Origin of the sequence: Streptosporangium canum, from assembly GCF_900113865.1 — a bacterium.
Lineage (GTDB): Bacteria > Actinomycetota > Actinomycetes > Streptosporangiales > Streptosporangiaceae > Streptosporangium > Streptosporangium canum.
On the sequence record NZ_FOQY01000003.1, the window covers coordinates 346,618 to 361,417 of the forward strand.

10 protein-coding genes are annotated in these 14,800 nt (G+C 71.7%); 7 read left to right on the top strand and 3 right to left on the bottom strand.

From position 1 onward, the window contains the following. Positions 1-33: 33 nt before the first annotated feature. The gene (locus BM085_RS06230) at positions 34-1,617 is read right to left on the bottom strand and encodes a peptide chain release factor 3 (RefSeq protein WP_031159239.1); all 1,584 of its coding nucleotides are present in this window, start codon (positions 1,615-1,617) and stop codon (positions 34-36) included. A gap of 226 nt (positions 1,618-1,843) precedes the next feature. Between BM085_RS06230 and BM085_RS06235 the strand changes: the two genes are divergently transcribed. Further along, positions 1,844-2,605, top strand: a complete 762-nt coding sequence (locus BM085_RS06235; protein ID WP_037933196.1) for a PP2C family protein-serine/threonine phosphatase — start codon at positions 1,844-1,846, stop codon at positions 2,603-2,605. Positions 2,606-2,855: 250 nt separating this feature from the next. On the opposite strand, the gene BM085_RS06240 is transcribed toward BM085_RS06235, so the two are convergent. Beyond that, a complete protein-coding gene (locus BM085_RS06240; RefSeq protein WP_093886044.1) occupies positions 2,856-3,317 on the bottom strand; it encodes a MarR family winged helix-turn-helix transcriptional regulator in 462 nt (153 codons plus the stop codon). Between the two features lie 110 nt (positions 3,318-3,427). On the opposite strand from BM085_RS06240, the gene BM085_RS06245 reads away from it, so the two are divergent. From BM085_RS06245 to BM085_RS06270, 6 genes are all read left to right on the top strand, one after another. Continuing rightward, complete coding sequence (locus tag BM085_RS06245; RefSeq protein ID WP_093886045.1) at positions 3,428-4,273, top strand: alpha/beta hydrolase; 846 nt, start codon at positions 3,428-3,430, stop codon at positions 4,271-4,273. After that, entirely contained in the window at positions 4,270-4,611 is a 342-nt protein-coding gene (locus BM085_RS06250) for a hypothetical protein (protein WP_143120824.1), read from the top strand. Before BM085_RS06245 ends, BM085_RS06250 begins: the two co-directional genes overlap by 4 nt. A 370-nt stretch (positions 4,612-4,981) precedes the next feature. Then, the gene (locus BM085_RS06255; protein ID WP_245789149.1) at positions 4,982-5,530 is read left to right on the top strand and encodes a hypothetical protein; all 549 of its coding nucleotides are present in this window, start codon (positions 4,982-4,984) and stop codon (positions 5,528-5,530) included. A gap of 12 nt (positions 5,531-5,542) precedes the next feature. Further along, entirely contained in the window at positions 5,543-7,717 is a 2,175-nt protein-coding gene (locus BM085_RS06260; RefSeq protein ID WP_093886048.1) for an SPFH domain-containing protein, read from the top strand. 8 nt (positions 7,718-7,725) lie between these two features. Further along, positions 7,726-12,879: a DNA repair ATPase gene (locus BM085_RS06265; protein WP_245789150.1), complete on the top strand. Its 5,154-nt coding sequence runs from the start codon at positions 7,726-7,728 to the stop codon at positions 12,877-12,879. Continuing rightward, positions 12,876-13,817 (top strand): phosphoribosylaminoimidazolesuccinocarboxamide synthase, encoded by a 942-nt coding sequence (locus tag BM085_RS06270; RefSeq protein ID WP_281249822.1) that lies wholly within the window; start codon positions 12,876-12,878, stop codon positions 13,815-13,817. Before BM085_RS06265 ends, BM085_RS06270 begins: the two co-directional genes overlap by 4 nt. Positions 13,818-13,954: 137 nt before the next feature. On the opposite strand, the gene BM085_RS06275 is transcribed toward BM085_RS06270, so the two are convergent. Beyond that, the gene (locus tag BM085_RS06275) at positions 13,955-14,752 is read right to left on the bottom strand and encodes a PP2C family protein-serine/threonine phosphatase (RefSeq protein WP_093886050.1); all 798 of its coding nucleotides are present in this window, start codon (positions 14,750-14,752) and stop codon (positions 13,955-13,957) included. Positions 14,753-14,800: the final 48 nt, after the last annotated feature.

Here is a 14,800-nt window from a genome sequence, read left to right on the forward strand (position 1 = left end):
CACCGGGCCCCCGGTGCGAGCCGTACCGGACGGTCAGCCGCGGGTGTCGGCGAGCAGGGCCTTGAGCACCAGACCGGGATGGTCGCGCAGCACGCCGCGCATCCGCCACTCGTCGGTGAACAGCGCCAGCAGCTCTCCGTCGATCGCGCGGGTGAAGACCTCCACGCCGCGCTGGCGGGCCAGGACCGGCGCGGACTCGGCGTCGGTGATCCTGGCCAGGCTGAAGTCGAGCCGGTCCATCGCGATCTCGGTGTTGAACTCCCCGGCCAGCCGGTGCTTGACCACGTCGAACTGCATCGGGCCGACCGCCGCGAGCACCGGCGACTGGTCACCCCGGATCTCGGAGCGGAGGACCTGCACGACGCCCTCGGCCTCCATCTGCTCGATGCCCTTGCGGAACTGCTTGGCCCGGCTGGAGTCGCGGCAGCGGGCCGTCCAGAAGTGCTCGGGCGCGAAGCTCGGGATCCTGGGGAACTCGACCGCGGAGCCGTCGTAGAGGGTGTCGCCGGGGCGCAGGGCCGTGGCGTTCACCAGGCCGACCACGTCGCCGGGGAAGGCCTCGTCGATCGTGGCGCGCTCCTGGCCGAAGACCGACTGGGCGTACTTGGTGGCGAAGGGACGCCCGGTCGCGGCGTGGGTCAGCACCATGCCCCGCTCGAACCGGCCCGAGCAGACCCGGACGAAGGCGATCCGGTCGCGGTGCGAGGGGTCCATGTTGGCCTGCACTTTGAAGACCAGGCCGGAGAACGGCCGGTCCAGCGGGCGCGGGTCGTCCTTGACGTCGGGACGGGGCGCGGGGGCCGGGGCGATGTCGACCATGGCGTCCAGCAGGCGGCCGACGCCGAAGTTGTTCAGGGCGGCGCCGAACAGCACGGGCGTGGACTCGTGCGCCTCGAACGCCTTCTGGTCGTGGTCGGAGCCGATGGCGGAGAGCAGGTCGACCTCGTCCTTGGCCCGCTCCCAGTCCTCCCCGATCTCGGTGAGGGCCTGCTCGGGTGTGAGCTCGGTCTCAATGGCCTTGGTGGCCCCGCCGGGGGTGCGGGTGTAGCGGACCGCCTGGTCGACGACGCGGTCCACCACGCCGTGGAAGAAACCACCGGTGCCGATCGGCCAGGTGATCGGGGTGGGCCGCAGGCCGGTCTTCTCCTGGATCTCGTCCAGCAGCTCCAGCGCCTCGCGGCCGGGACGGTCCCACTTGTTGACGAACGTGATGACCGGGATCCGGCGGTGCCGGCAGACCTCGAACAACTTCAGGGTCTGCGGCTCCATGCCCTTGGCCGCGTCGAGTAGCATGACCGCGCAGTCGACGGCGGCCAGCACCCGGTAGGTGTCCTCGGAGAAGTCGGCGTGACCGGGGGTGTCGACCAGGTTGAACATGTGCCCCCGGTATTCGAACCGGAGAGCGGCGGAGGTGATGGAGATGCCTCGGGCCTTCTCCATGTCCATCCAGTCGGAGGTCACACCGCGGCGGCCGGCCTTGCCGTGCACCGCACCGGCCTCGGTGATCGCGGAGGCGTGCAGCGCCAGCGCCTCAGTCATGGTCGACTTACCGGCGTCGGGGTGGCTGATCACCGCGAACGTGCGACGCCGGGCCGCCTCCTGGATGATCGCGGTCATTTCCTGGTCTCCTAGCCGTGCGTAAAGTGGGGAGCCCCGCACAGTGCGGGCCGCCGAAACAGCTTACGCGCCGCCGCGGCCGTCAACAGATGTGGCAACACTTCCCCAGGCCGCTTGCGTCACCATGGTGTTCAGTGGATTGTGGAACAACTCGGTTCGCCCCATGCCCGTCCCAACTGCCCGAAAGCGACCTGCTCGTGCAACTCGACGTTCCAGTGGTGTGCAGATGATCACGCTTCGCTATGCGGCAGGCTCCGATATCGGCCGGGTCCGCCAGGGCAACGAGGACGCGGCCTACGCCGGCGCCCGGCTGCTCGCCGTCGCCGACGGCATGGGCGGCCACGTGGGCGGGGAGGTGGCCAGCTCGGCGGCTATCGCCGCGGTCTCCACCCTGGACCACGAGGTCCCGGAGGACCTGACCGCCGCGGCCGAGGCCGGGGTCCGCAAGGCCAACCAGCGCCTGCGCGAGCTGGTCGAGCAGGACCCGAGCCTCACCGGCATGGGCACCACTCTGACCCTGATGCTCTGGGACGGACCCCGGGTCGCCCTCGCCCACATCGGCGACTCCCGCGCCTACCTGCTACGCAACGGCGATCTCTACCAGATCACCTACGACCACACCCTGGTCCAGACGCTGATGGACGACGGGCGGATCACCGCCGAGGAGGCCGCCCGGCATCCGCACAGGTCGATCCTGCTCCAGGTCCTGGACGGCGGCGACACCGTCGACCCCGACCTCTCCCTGCGCGACGCCGAGGTCGGCGACCGCTACCTGCTCTGCTCCGACGGCCTGTCCGGGGTGGTGGAGGCCGACCGGCTCCGCCACGTGCTCGCCGACATCGACGACCTCGAGGCGGTGACCCGGCGGCTCATCGAGCTCGCCTGTGACGCCGGCGGCCCGGACAACATCACCTGCGTGGTCGCGGACGTGGTCGAGGGACCCGGCTCGGACACCCCCGTGGTGGTCGGCTCGGCCTCCCCCTCCTAGGTCCTTGTCGACGAGGACCTGGAAGACGCTGCCGGCCGCGAACTCCCGCGCACCCCGGAGCCCCGCGGCCGGCAGGCCCTTCGCCGTCACCGAGCCCAGCCGCACCGTCCGCCGCGGTGTGCCGTTGTCTCCGCGCTGCTGCCGCCGGCCACGATCCGTTGACACGGTTCCTGATTGCCGCGACCGAGGCCGACGCAGAAGACACTGAACCCGAGGCCGTCAGTCGTGCTCGGGGTGCGCGGTCGCAGTGCTAACCGCTTTCGAGGGCGATGACCTCTTCCAAAGCGCGCCGCAGCAGGGCGACCTGGTCCCCGCCGAGATGCCGCGACCACCGCTGCTCGATGTCCGTGAGGATCCGGGCCGCTGCGACCTGGGCCATCCTGCCCTGGTCGGTGAGCCGGATGATCTTCGCGCGGCGGTCGCCCGCGTCGGCCGCCCGCTCGACGTAACCGTGATCCTCCAGTTCGCCGACCAGTTCGCCGATCGCCTGCTTGGTGAGCCCGGAGCGTTCGGCGAGCATGGTCAGCCGCGAGCCTTCGGCGTCGATGAACCGGAAGACGGAGCCGTGCACGTACCGGATCCCCTCGAACCCTTCGTCGGCCAGCCGCTGGTGAAGGCGCTCGATCGCGATGTCCTTGGCCTGCGTGAGCAGGGTGGGGAGCGGCACGTTGGGCTCGTCTTTCCGCTCACGCGTTCCGGATCGGGTCGTCATCCCCGTGCGGCCTTCCTTCCGTGCGGTTTCGTCAGGAAGCTTGACGATATCAGCAGATACGGTAAAGTCACCTGACTATCAGGCGGCTTGACTAATTTCTGGAGGACGGAATGCGAAACCTCACCGAAGGGCGCGAGCAGTTCGCGGCCCTGCTCACCAGGCCCTTGCCCACGGATGTCTCCTCGTCGGCGACGACACTCGGCGGGCGGCCGGCGCTGGAGCTGCGGATCGAGGCGCCCGGCACGGCAGGCGAGGACGTGCTGCTGTATCTCCACGGCGGCGGCTTCGTGGTCGGGTCGGCGCGTGTCACCGCCCACCTCACGGTCGCGCTGCTGCGGCACCTCGACGGCCGGGCGGTCTCGCTCGACTACCGGCTGGCGCCGGAGCATCCGTTCCCGGCCGCGCCCGATGACTGCCTGGCGGCCTACCGCGAACTGCTGGACTCCGGCGCCGACCCCCGGCGGCTGGTGATCGCGGGTGACTCGGCCGGGGCAGCCCTGGCCGTCGTCACCATGATGCGCGCCCGGGACGCGGGCCTGCCGATGCCGGCGGCGGCGGTCCTGTTCTCGCCGGCGGTCGATCTCACCCTCAGCGGCGCGAGCATGCGGTCCAAGGACGGGGTCGACCCGATCTTCACTCCGGCTGATCTCGAGTGGTACTTCGATCAGTACATCGCCGGCGGTGACAGGTCGACGCCCGAGGCGAGCCCGGTCTTCGCCGACCTCACCGGGCTGCCGCCCCTGCTGATCCAGGTCGGCTCGAGCGAGCTCCTGCTGGACGACGCCGTACGGCTGGCCGGGCGCGCCGGGATCGACGAGGTCACGGTGACGTTGGAGGTGGCTCCGCGCCAACCGCACGTGTTCCACCATGGCGAATCGGCCGAGGCGGCAGCGGCACTGGAGCGGGCCGGCCGGTTCCTGGCCCTCCGGCTTCGCGGCAGGAAGGAGGGATCGTGAATCGACCGGCCGAGCAGGCGATGGGGCTGGTGCTCGCGCCCCGGGACGAGAAGTACGACGAGGAACGCGCCGGTTGCCAGACCGCCCGCCGGCACCGTCCCGACCTGGTGGTGGGCGCCGCCGGACCCGCCGATGTGCAGGCGGCGGTGACGTACGCGGGCCGCCGCGGGCTCCCGCCGAGCCCGGCGACGGCCGGTTCGGTCACTACGACCGCATTGAAGACGTCACGCCGGCGGCTGAGATCGGGGGCGGAGGCCGACGGCGCGGCCCGCCCGGCGGGCCGGGGTCGCCGGATCCTGGTCGCGGCACGCGACAGCGGCTATCGTCGGATTCCCTGAACTCCTCGCCGATCACCGCCCCGGAGGGATGTCATGTACAAGGAATTCGCCATCGAGGCGATCGTGTGGCTCATCCCCGTCGTGATCCTCGTCGGCCTGGCCTACATGATCACCCGTCCCGCCTGACCTCTCCCTCAAGCCGAGGACGTGGAGTTCCGCGTCCTCGGCTTTCTCATGCCCCCGGCAAGTTCCCCGACATTCCTTGAATTTCGGGAACTATTCCCTTTACTCAATCTTTATGTGTATATAGTCAGGCACATGCGCTCGGGGGAGCGCCGTTGAACACGCCACAGGGGGATCTCGCTCGCCGATGGGCCATTTCGTCGATGCCGCATTAGCCTTTCCCACCGTTCTCTTCACATTCCTGCTCGTGGTGATCGTCGGTTACTGGCTGCTCGCCGTGTTCGGCGGCATCGGGTTCGACGGCGACGCCGGCGGGACGGAGACGGCGGGGGTCACCGGCTTCCTCGGCGGCCTGGGGCTGGGCGGAGTGCCGGCCGCCGTGACCGTGTCGCTGCTGGTCGTCATCGCCTGGTTCGTCAGCCTGGTCGGCGGCGTGCTGTTCAGCGGCGTCCCCGCGCTGACCGGTGTGCTGGCCGCCGCGCTCGCCTGCGCCTGGGCCGGCACCCGCCTGATCGTGCTGCCGCTGCGCCGCGCCGCGCGCGGGGATCGCGCGCCCTCCCGCGCCGATTTCGTGGGCCGGACGTGCGTCGTCCGCACCGGCCGGGTGGGCGGGGACTTCGGCCAGGCCGAGGTCACCGCCGCGGACGGCTCCTCCGCCCTCGTCCAAGTCCGTCAGACCGGCGACGACGTTTTCGACGCCGGCAGCACCGCCCTGATATTCGCCTACGACTCCGCGGGCGAGTTCTTCTGGGTGATGCCCTACGACGCCGAACTCGACCCCGACCGTCCTCTTTAGCCGAAGGACCACATGGACGTCATCTCCACCGGATTCGGCATCCTCCTCGCCGTCATCCTTCTCGTCGTCATCGGTTTGCTGTTCACGGCCAGCCGCCTTTTCAACAAGGTCGAACAGGGCAAGGCGCTGATCGTCTCCAAGGTGAACAAGGTGGACGTCACCTTCACCGGGGCGATCGTGCTGCCCGTCTTCCACCGGTCCGAGGTCATGGACATCTCGGTGAAGACCATCGAGATCGAGCGGACCGGCCGCGAGGGCCTGATCTGCCGGGACAACATCAGGGCCGACATCCGGATCACCTTCTTCGTCCGGGTCAACAAGACCGCCGAGGACGTCGTCAAGGTCGCCCAGGCCATCGGCACCGCCCGGGCCAGCGACCAGGAGACGCTGCAGGAGCTGTTCAGCGCCAAGTTCTCCGAGGCGCTCAAGACCGTCGGCAAGCAGCTCGACTTCGTGGACCTCTACACCCAGCGCGACCAGTTCCGCGACCAGATCATCCAGGTCATCGGCACCGACCTGAACGGCTACAGCCTTGAGGACGCCGCCATCGACTACCTGGAGCAGACCTCGCTGACCTCCCTCGACAAGGACAACATCCTCGACGCGCAGGGCATCAGGAAGATCACCGAGCTGACCGCGATCGAGCACGTGCGGACCAACGAGTTCCAGCGGCGCGAGGAGAAGGAGATCACCCGCCAGAACGTGGACGCTCGGGAGGCCATCCTCGAACTGGAGCGCCGCCAGGCCGACGCGGAGATCAAGCAGAAGCGCGAGGTCGAGACCATGCGGGCCCGTGAGGAGGCGGAGATCCTCAAGGTCCGGGCCGAGGAGCGGCTCAAGGCCCAGGCCGCCGGCCTGCGCACCGACGAGCAACTCGGCATCCAGCAGGAGAACCAGGCCCGTGAGATCGCCGTGGCGGCGAAGAACCGCGAGCGGGTCATCGCCATCGAGTCCGAGCGGATCGAGAAGGACCGCATGCTGGAGGTCATCTCCCGCGAGCGTGAGACCGAGCTGTCCCGCATCTCCAAGGACAAGGAGGTCGAGGGCGAGAAGCGGTCCATCGCCGAGGTGATCCGGGAGCGGATCGCGGTGGAGAAGACGGTCGCCGAGCAGGAGGAGAACATCAAACGGCTGCGGGTGGTCGAGGAGGCCGAGCGGACCCGCCAGGCCGTGATCATCCAGGCCGAGGCCGAGGCACAGGAGAGCCTGGTCAAGGACATCAAGGCGGCCGAGGCGGCCGAGGCGGCGTCCAGGCACCGGGCACGCGAGGCGCTGGTGCTGGCCGAGTCGCGGCAGCAGGCCGCCGAGCTCGACGCCCGCGCCAAGATCCGGCTGGCCGAGGGCGTCCAGGCCGAGGCGGCCGCGGCCGGCCTCGCCGAGGTGCAGGTCCGCGAGCGGGACGCCGCGGCGATCGAGAAGGTGGGCCGCGCCGAGGCCGCGGTCGAGCGGGAGAAGGCGCTGGCGGTCGCCGAGGGCGACCAGGCCAAGGCGCTCGCCTCGGCCATGGGGGTGCGGGAGCGGCTCAAGGCGGAGGCCGAGGGCGAGCAGGCCATGGCGCTCGCGACCGCCTCGGCCGTCGGCGAGAAGCTCAAGGCCGAGGCCGAGGGCCTGACCCAGAAGGCGGCTGCGATGGCCGCGCTGGACGACGCGACCCGCGCCCACGAGGAGTACCGCCTGCGGCTGGAGGCGGACAAGGAGATCCGCCTCGCCGGGGTGAACGTCCAGCTCAAGGTCGCCGAGGCGCAGGCCGCCGTACTGTCGGCGGGCCTGTCCAAGGCCAACATCGACATCGTCGGCGGCGACAGCGTGTTCCTCGACCGGCTGATGGGCTCGATCAGCGTGGGCAAGAGCGTGGACGGCTTCGTGCGGCACTCCGACGTCGCCCAGACGCTGGCCGGGCCGTACCTGGACGGCTCGCAGAGCCTGCCCGCCGACCTGACCAGGATGCTCGGCTCGCTCGACAGCGCCGACGTGCGGAACCTGTCGCTGTCGGCGCTGCTGGTGAAGCTGGCCGCCTCGGGCGGAGCCGACGCCGACAGGCTGCGTGAGCTGCTGGGCGGCGCGCAGAGGCCCGGCGCCGACGCCCGGACCGTCACCGACGTCCCGGTCGCCGGAGGCGTCCCGATCGTCACCGACGTGCCGGTCGCCGAGACGCCGGTCGCCGCCCTCAACTCCGGCGAGCAGTGACGCCGCCCATGACAGAGGTCGTCACCGAGACGCCGGACGGCCACGCCGGGCTGGACGCGGGCACCTACGAGGTGCTCCGCGCCCGGCTCGCCGAGCAGGCGGCCGAACTCGCCCGGCAGGCCGGCGCCCTCAACACCCGGCGCCTTGAGGTCTTCGGCGGAGCCGAACTCCGCCTGATCGGCACCGAGCGGATCCGCACCGAGAACAACTGCGTCCCCCGCGACATCGTGGCGCTCGGCGGGGTGGCGGGCCCGCCCGGAGGAGCGGACGGCGGGCCGGGGAGGCGGCAGGGGCTCATCCTGTTCGGCTACAACGTGTTCATGGGGCTGAAGCCCGAGACGACCGTCGAGGACGTCTTCTCCATGCACACCTTCGTGCGGGGGGCCACGGGCGCCCAGGGCGGCCCGGACGGCGACGCGTTCCGGTTCGACCCCGCGCCGCTGTTGCGCCACCCGCAGTTCGAGCGGGACTTCGCCGAGCTCTACCGCTACTACCGGGAGACCCGGCTGCTCCGGCTGCGCCGGACCGAGGGCAAGATGCTGGCCGTCTTCCAGACGGGGCCGCAGGACACCCGCGTGCTGCGCTGGCAGGTCGGCGCGGACGGCGCGCTCACCTACATCGACGACCGGGGCGAGCGCGACCACACGTTCCCGCCGTCGCACGACTTCGAGTGGACCCCCGCCACCCGCGACGACCACGTGCTCGGCCGCCACCCGCACATCTCGATCCAGGGCGAGGTGTTCGTCGAGACCGTCGGCGGCGACCTCACCATCAAGATCGAGAACAACACCGAGAGCGGCGAGGGCGTCTACCGCGAGCCGGTCGCCGAGCCGTTGCAGAGCCTCGCCGACGCCGACGTGCAGCACGCCAGGGTCGGCCCGCTGATCCTGCTGCGCGTGCGGCCCTACAACGAGACCGAGTGGCGGCACCTGGTCTTCAACACCAGGACCAAGGGCGTGGTCCGCCTCGACGGCATCGGCCAGGCGTGCCGCCGCCTGCCCGAGGACCAGGGCATCATCTTCCCCGGCGGCTACCACCTGTCCACCGGAGCCGGCAAGACCTTCGACACCGACGTCTCCGGCCTGGAGTTCGAGCGGGTCATCCGCTCGGCCAACGGCGAGGACGTGCTCTACGTCTTCCACGCCCGCACCGGGGGCCGGTCGCTGCTGCTGCCGTACAACGTGATCCGCAAGCAGGTGTCCACGCCCCTGTCCTGCCACGGCTACTCGCTGTTCGACGACGGCACGCTGATCGTCTTCAGGGCGACCTCCGACGAGCCCTCCCGGGTCCACCCGATGCAGGTCTGGCAGACGCCGTACATGTCGGACCTCTACGCCGCCGCCCAGCCGGTGGGCACCGGGCCGCTGGAGCGGATCGGCAACGCGGAGCTGGTGCGCGGGATCTCCGACTGCCTGTCGGTGGCGCGGATGGTCGAGGAGATGGCGCCGTCGGCCCCGGTCTTCGAGGCGCTGATCGCGGCCTGCGCCCGGGCCTTCGACCACTACCACTGGCTGGGCGAGCACGGGCTGCGGGGACCGCTCGCCGACGTGCGGGCGACCGCCGGGCAGGTGCTGGAGGAGTTCGAGAACGTCCAGTCGCTCACCGAGCAGGCCGCGACCGCGCTGGAGGCCGCCGCCGGCGAGATCGCCTCCCTGGTACGGCGGGCGCGCGCGCAGGCGCCCCGCTCCGCCCAGGGGTGGATCACCCACCTCGCCGAGCTGCGGCGGGCCCAGGGGCGTCTGGTGACCCTGCGCGAGCTGCGCCACGTGGACACCGGCCGGATCGACGGGCTGGCCGCCGAGCTTGAGGCCGAGCTCGGCGCCACCGCACAGCGCGCGGCCGGATTCCTGCGGGGCGAGGACGCCTTCGCCGGATACCACGCGGAGGTCGAGCGGCTGGTGTCCGACGCCGGGGCCATCGCCACCGTGGCCGAGGCCGGGCCGGTCGGCGACCGGCTGACCGGCCAGGCCCAGGGCCTGGAGGTCGTGATCGAGGTGGTCGGCACGCTCGACATCGCCGACGCGACCGTGCGGACCGCGATCCTGGAGCGGATCGGCGAGGTGCTCGGCGGGGTCAACCGCGCCCGCGCCACGCTGGAGGCCCGGCGCGGCGAGCTGCTGGCGAGCGAGGGGCGGGCGGCGTTCGCGGCCGAGTTCGCGCTGCTGGGGCAGGCGATCACCGGGGCGCTGGCGATGTCCGGCACCCCCGAGCGCTGCGACGAGCAGCTCGGCCGGCTGATGCTCCAGATGGAGGGCCTGGAGTCGCGCTTCGCCGAGTTCGACGACTTCCTGGCCCGGCTGGCCGCCAAACGGGAGGACGTCTACGAGGCGTTCTCCTCGCGGCGGCAGGCCCTGCTGGACGAGCGCGCCCGCAGGGCCGACCGGCTGGCCGGCTCCGCGGACCGGATCCTGGCCGGCGTGCGCCGCCGGGTGGCCGGGCTCGGCTCGCTCGACGAGGTCAACACCTACTTCGGCTCCGACCCGATGGTCGTCAAGCTGCGCGGCGTGGCCGGGGAACTGCGCGAGCTGGGCGACCAGGTCCGGGCCGAGGAGCTCGAAGGCCGGATCAAGTCCGCCCGCCAGGAGGCGGGCCGCGCCCTGCTGGACCGGCTCGACCTGTACGCCGACGGCGGCGAGACGATCCGCCTGGGCCGGCACCGGTTCGCGGTCAACACCCAGGCCCCCGACCTCACGCTGGTGCCGCACGGCGGGCGGATGGCGTTCGCCGTCACCGGGACCGACTACCGCTCGCCGGTCCGTGACGAGACGTTCGCCGAGACCCGGCCGTTCTGGGACCAGCTGCTGGTCTCGGAGACGGCCGAGGTCTACCGGGGCGAGCACCTGGCCGCCTCGATCCTGGCCGGCGCGGAGGCCGGCACGCTGCGCGCGGGCGATTCGGCCGTCTCCCTCGACGCGCTGCACGAGGCGGCGGTGGCCGAGGGCGGGCTGCTGCGGATCGTCCGCCAGGTGGCGGAGGCCCGTTACGACGAGGGCTACGAGCGGGGCGTCCACGACCACGACGCCGCCGCGATCCTCGACGCCCTGCTCCGCCTGCACGCGGGCGCGGGACTGCTGCGCTATCCCCCGGCGGCGAGGGCCGCGGCCCAGCTCTTCTGGGCCTTCGGCGTGGACGAGGCCGCCCGCCGGACGTGGACCACCCGGGCGGTCTCCCTCGCGCGGGCGCGGGCCCTGTTCGGCCGGGTCGACGCGGTGGCCGAGACCCGCGCCGCCCTCGGCTCCGCGATCGCGGCCTTCATGCGCGGCCTGGAGGGCGGGGCGCCGGGCACGGCCCCCGGGAACGGCTGGCCGGACCGCGCGCCCGCCTCCGCGGAGACCGCGGAGGCGGGCAGGCGGCACGACGGGGCCGGGCAGGACGACGAGGACGTCTCCGGGCTCGCCGGGGAGTATCTCTTCGAGGAGCTGGCGGGCAGGCCGTCCGGGTTCGTGACGAGCGCGGGGGCGCGGTCGCTGCTGGAGCGGTTCGACCGGGCGCTGGGGGCCTCGCGTGGGAAGCTCGACGACGACCTGCGGGCGCTCGGGGACGACCTCCCCGAGCGGTACCGGCTGGCCGAGGCGTGGCTGGGGGCGTTCGAGCCGTCGGCCGAGCTGCCGGAGGCGGTGGCCGTACGGCTGTGCGAGGTGCCCCGGCACGACTCCTCCGCCGCCCTGACCGCCACGGTCGAGGGCCTGCTCGGCACGCACCCGCGGATCGTCGAGCGCGGGCTCGCCCTGCGCCTGGACGAGTTCCTCGGCCGGACCCGGCGCTTCCGCGAGCACCGCGTCCCCGCCTACCGGGCCTACCAGCGGCGGCGCAACGAGCTGGTCGCCGCGGAGCGCGAACGCCTGCGCCTGGAGGAGTACCGGCCGAAGGTGATGAGCGCCTTCGTCCGCAACCAGCTCCTCGACGAGGTCTACCTCCCGCTCATCGGCGACAACCTGGCCAAGCAGATCGGCGCGGCCGGCGACGCCAGGCGGACCGACCAGATGGGCATGCTGCTGCTCATCTCGCCGCCCGGCTACGGCAAGACCACCCTCATGGAGTACGTGGCCAGCCGGCTCGGCCTGATCTTCGTGAAGGTCGACGGCCCCGCCCTGGGGCACCTGGTCACCTCGCTGGACCCGGCGCAGGCGCCCGACGCGACGTCGCGCCAGGAGGTCGAGAAGATCTCCTTCGCCCTGGAGATGGGCAACAACGTGCTGCTCTATCTCGACGACATCCAGCACACCTCTCCCGAGCTGCTGCAGAGGTTCATCTCGCTGTGCGACGGCCAGCGGCGGATGCAGGGCGTCTGGGAGGGCGAGACCCGGACCTACGACCTGCGCGGCAAGCGCTTCGCGGTCTGCATGGCGGGCAACCCGTACACCGAGTCCGGTGGGCGGTTCCGCATCCCCGACATGCTCGCCAACCGCGCCGACGTGTGGAACCTCGGCGAGGTGCTGTCCGGCAGGGAGGAGCTGTTCGCGCTGAGCTACATCGACAACGCGCTCACCTCCAACCCCGTCCTGGCCCCCCTGTCCACCCGCGACCGGGGCGACATCCGCCTCCTGGTACGGCTGGCGCAGGGCGACCCGGCCGTCCGCGCCGACCAGCTCTCCCACCCCTACTCCTCGGTGGAGCTCGGCCAGGTCCTCACGGTCCTGCGCGGGCTGCTCCGCCTCCAGCGGGTGGTGCTGGCCGGCAACCGGGCCTACATCGCCTCGGCGGCCCAGGCCGACGCGTCCAGGACCGAGCCGCCGTTCCAGCTCCAGGGGTCCTACCGGAACATGAACAAGCTCGCCGCCAGGGTCGTCCCGGTCATGAACGACGCCGAGCTGGAGGCCGTGATCGACGACCACTACCTCGGCGAGGCCCAGACCCTCACCTCCGGCGCCGAGGCCAACCTGCTCAAGCTGGCCGAGCTGCGGGGCACCATGACGGCCGCGCAGGCCGCGCGGTGGGCCGAGGTGAAGGCCGCCTACCTGCGCGAACGGGCTCTCGGTGGCGCCGGGGACGACCCGGTGACCAGGGCGGTCGGCGCGGTCGGCCTGCTGGCCGACCGGGTGAGCACGGCCATCGAGCAGGCCGCCGACCGCCTGTCCCCCGAGCACGACCCCGGCGGCGCCGACCGCTGTCCCCCGGGCCGTGACCCCGGCGGCGCCGACCGCCTGCCGCCCGAGCCGTGACCCCGGCGGCGCGGACCGGCCCTTGTTTCGAGAAGCCCGAGGCCTCCGACTACTCTGTTGCCGCCCGGTGTACCAGTACGAGATCGCGCGAGAGCAGGGAAAACACAGTGAAGCTTCTCCACTCCGGGAAGGTCCGTGACGTATACGAGGACCGGGGGGACATCATCCTCGTGGCCTCCGACCGCGTGTCGGTCTACGACGTGATCCTGCCCACGCCCATCCCCGACAAGGGGAAGATCCTCACCCAGCTCTCCCTGTGGTGGTTCGAGCAGCTCGCCGACATCGTGCCCAACCACGTCATCTCCGCCACCGACGTGCCGGCCGAGTTCGAGGGCCGCGCCGTACGGTGCCGGAAGCTGAAGATGGTGCAGGTGGAGTGCGTCGCACGCGGCTACCTGACCGGCAGCGGGCTGAAGGACTACCAGGCGCGGGGGGCGGTCTCGGGCGTCCCGCTGCCGCCCGGCCTGGTGGACGGCTCCAGGCTCCCCGAGCCGATCTTCACTCCGAGCACCAAGGCTCCGCTCGGGCAGCACGACGAACCCATCACCTTCGACGACGTGGTCGCCCAGGAGGGCGCGGAGGTCGCCGAGGAACTGCGCCGGATCACGCTCGCGGTCTACGGGCACGGCGCGGAGCTGGCGCGCGAGCGGGGCGTCATCATCGCCGACACGAAGATCGAGCTGGGCTGGGCCGCCGACGGCACGCTCGTGCTCGGTGACGAGGTGCTGACCTCGGACTCCTCGCGGTTCTGGCCCGCCGACCAGTGGGAGCCCGGCCACGCGCAGTTCTCGTTCGACAAGCAGTTCGTCCGCGACTGGGCGACCGGCACCGGCTGGGACAAGAAGGAGCCCGCGCCGGAGGTGCCCGCCGAGATCGTGGAGATCACCCGGGCCCGCTACATCGAGGCGTACGAGCGCGTCACCGGCAAGTCCTGGTGAGCCGGTGCCCGCGGTCCGCGGGCACCGGCCCCGCGCGGCGGTGACGGGCGCCGGGCGCCGGCTTCCTCTCGACCGCGGCGGTGACGGGCGCCGGGCGCCGGCTTCCTCTCGACCGCGGCGGTGACGGGCGCCGGGCGTCAGGGCGTCAGCTTCCTCTCGACCGCGGCGCCCACGACGTAGCGATCGGCGGAGACGGCGTGGGCCCCGAAGTCGGCCACGATGCAGGTGATGTTGTCGGGGCCGCCGCCCCGGTTGGCCAGGTCGATGAGCCACCGGGCGGCCTCGTCGGGGTCGGCGATCTCGGTCAGCGTGTTGAACAGCGTCTCCGGGCCCACCACGCCGGTCAGGCCGTCGGAGCAGAGGAGGTAGCGGTCGTCCGGCTGGGCCTCGCGCAGGGACAGGTCGAGCTCGCCGTCCCCGGTGCCCTCCAGGACCCGCAGCACCATGGAACGGCGCGGGTGCTCGGCGGCCTGCTCCAGGGTGATCCGGCCCTCGTCCACCAGCGACTGGACCAGGGTGTGGTCGTGGGTGATCTGGTAGAGGGCGCCGTCGCGCAGCATGTAGGCGCGGGAGTCGCCGACGTGGGCGAGGGCGAAGGTGGCGCCGTCCCAGAGCATCGCGGTCAGGGTGGTGCCCATCCCACGCAGCGTGGGATCGTGCTCGCTCATGTCGTGCAGCGTGTGGTTGACGTCCCTCGCCGCGTTCTTCAGGGTGGCAACCAGGTCGACACCGCTCTCCGGAAGACTCTCGTCCAGCCTCACCATGGCTGTCACGGCGAGTGAGCTGGCGACCTCTCCACCCGCGTGACCGCCCATGCCGTCGGCTACGGCGAGCAGCCGCGCGCTCGCGTAGCCCGAGTCCTCGTTCGCCTCACGGCGGACGCCTACGTCGGAGCGGGCCGCGTAGCGCAGTGCCAATCCTTCGTTCAGTGCCATGAAGGCAGTAAAGCATTGGTTGAAGCACTTCACAAGCAAACATGTTGT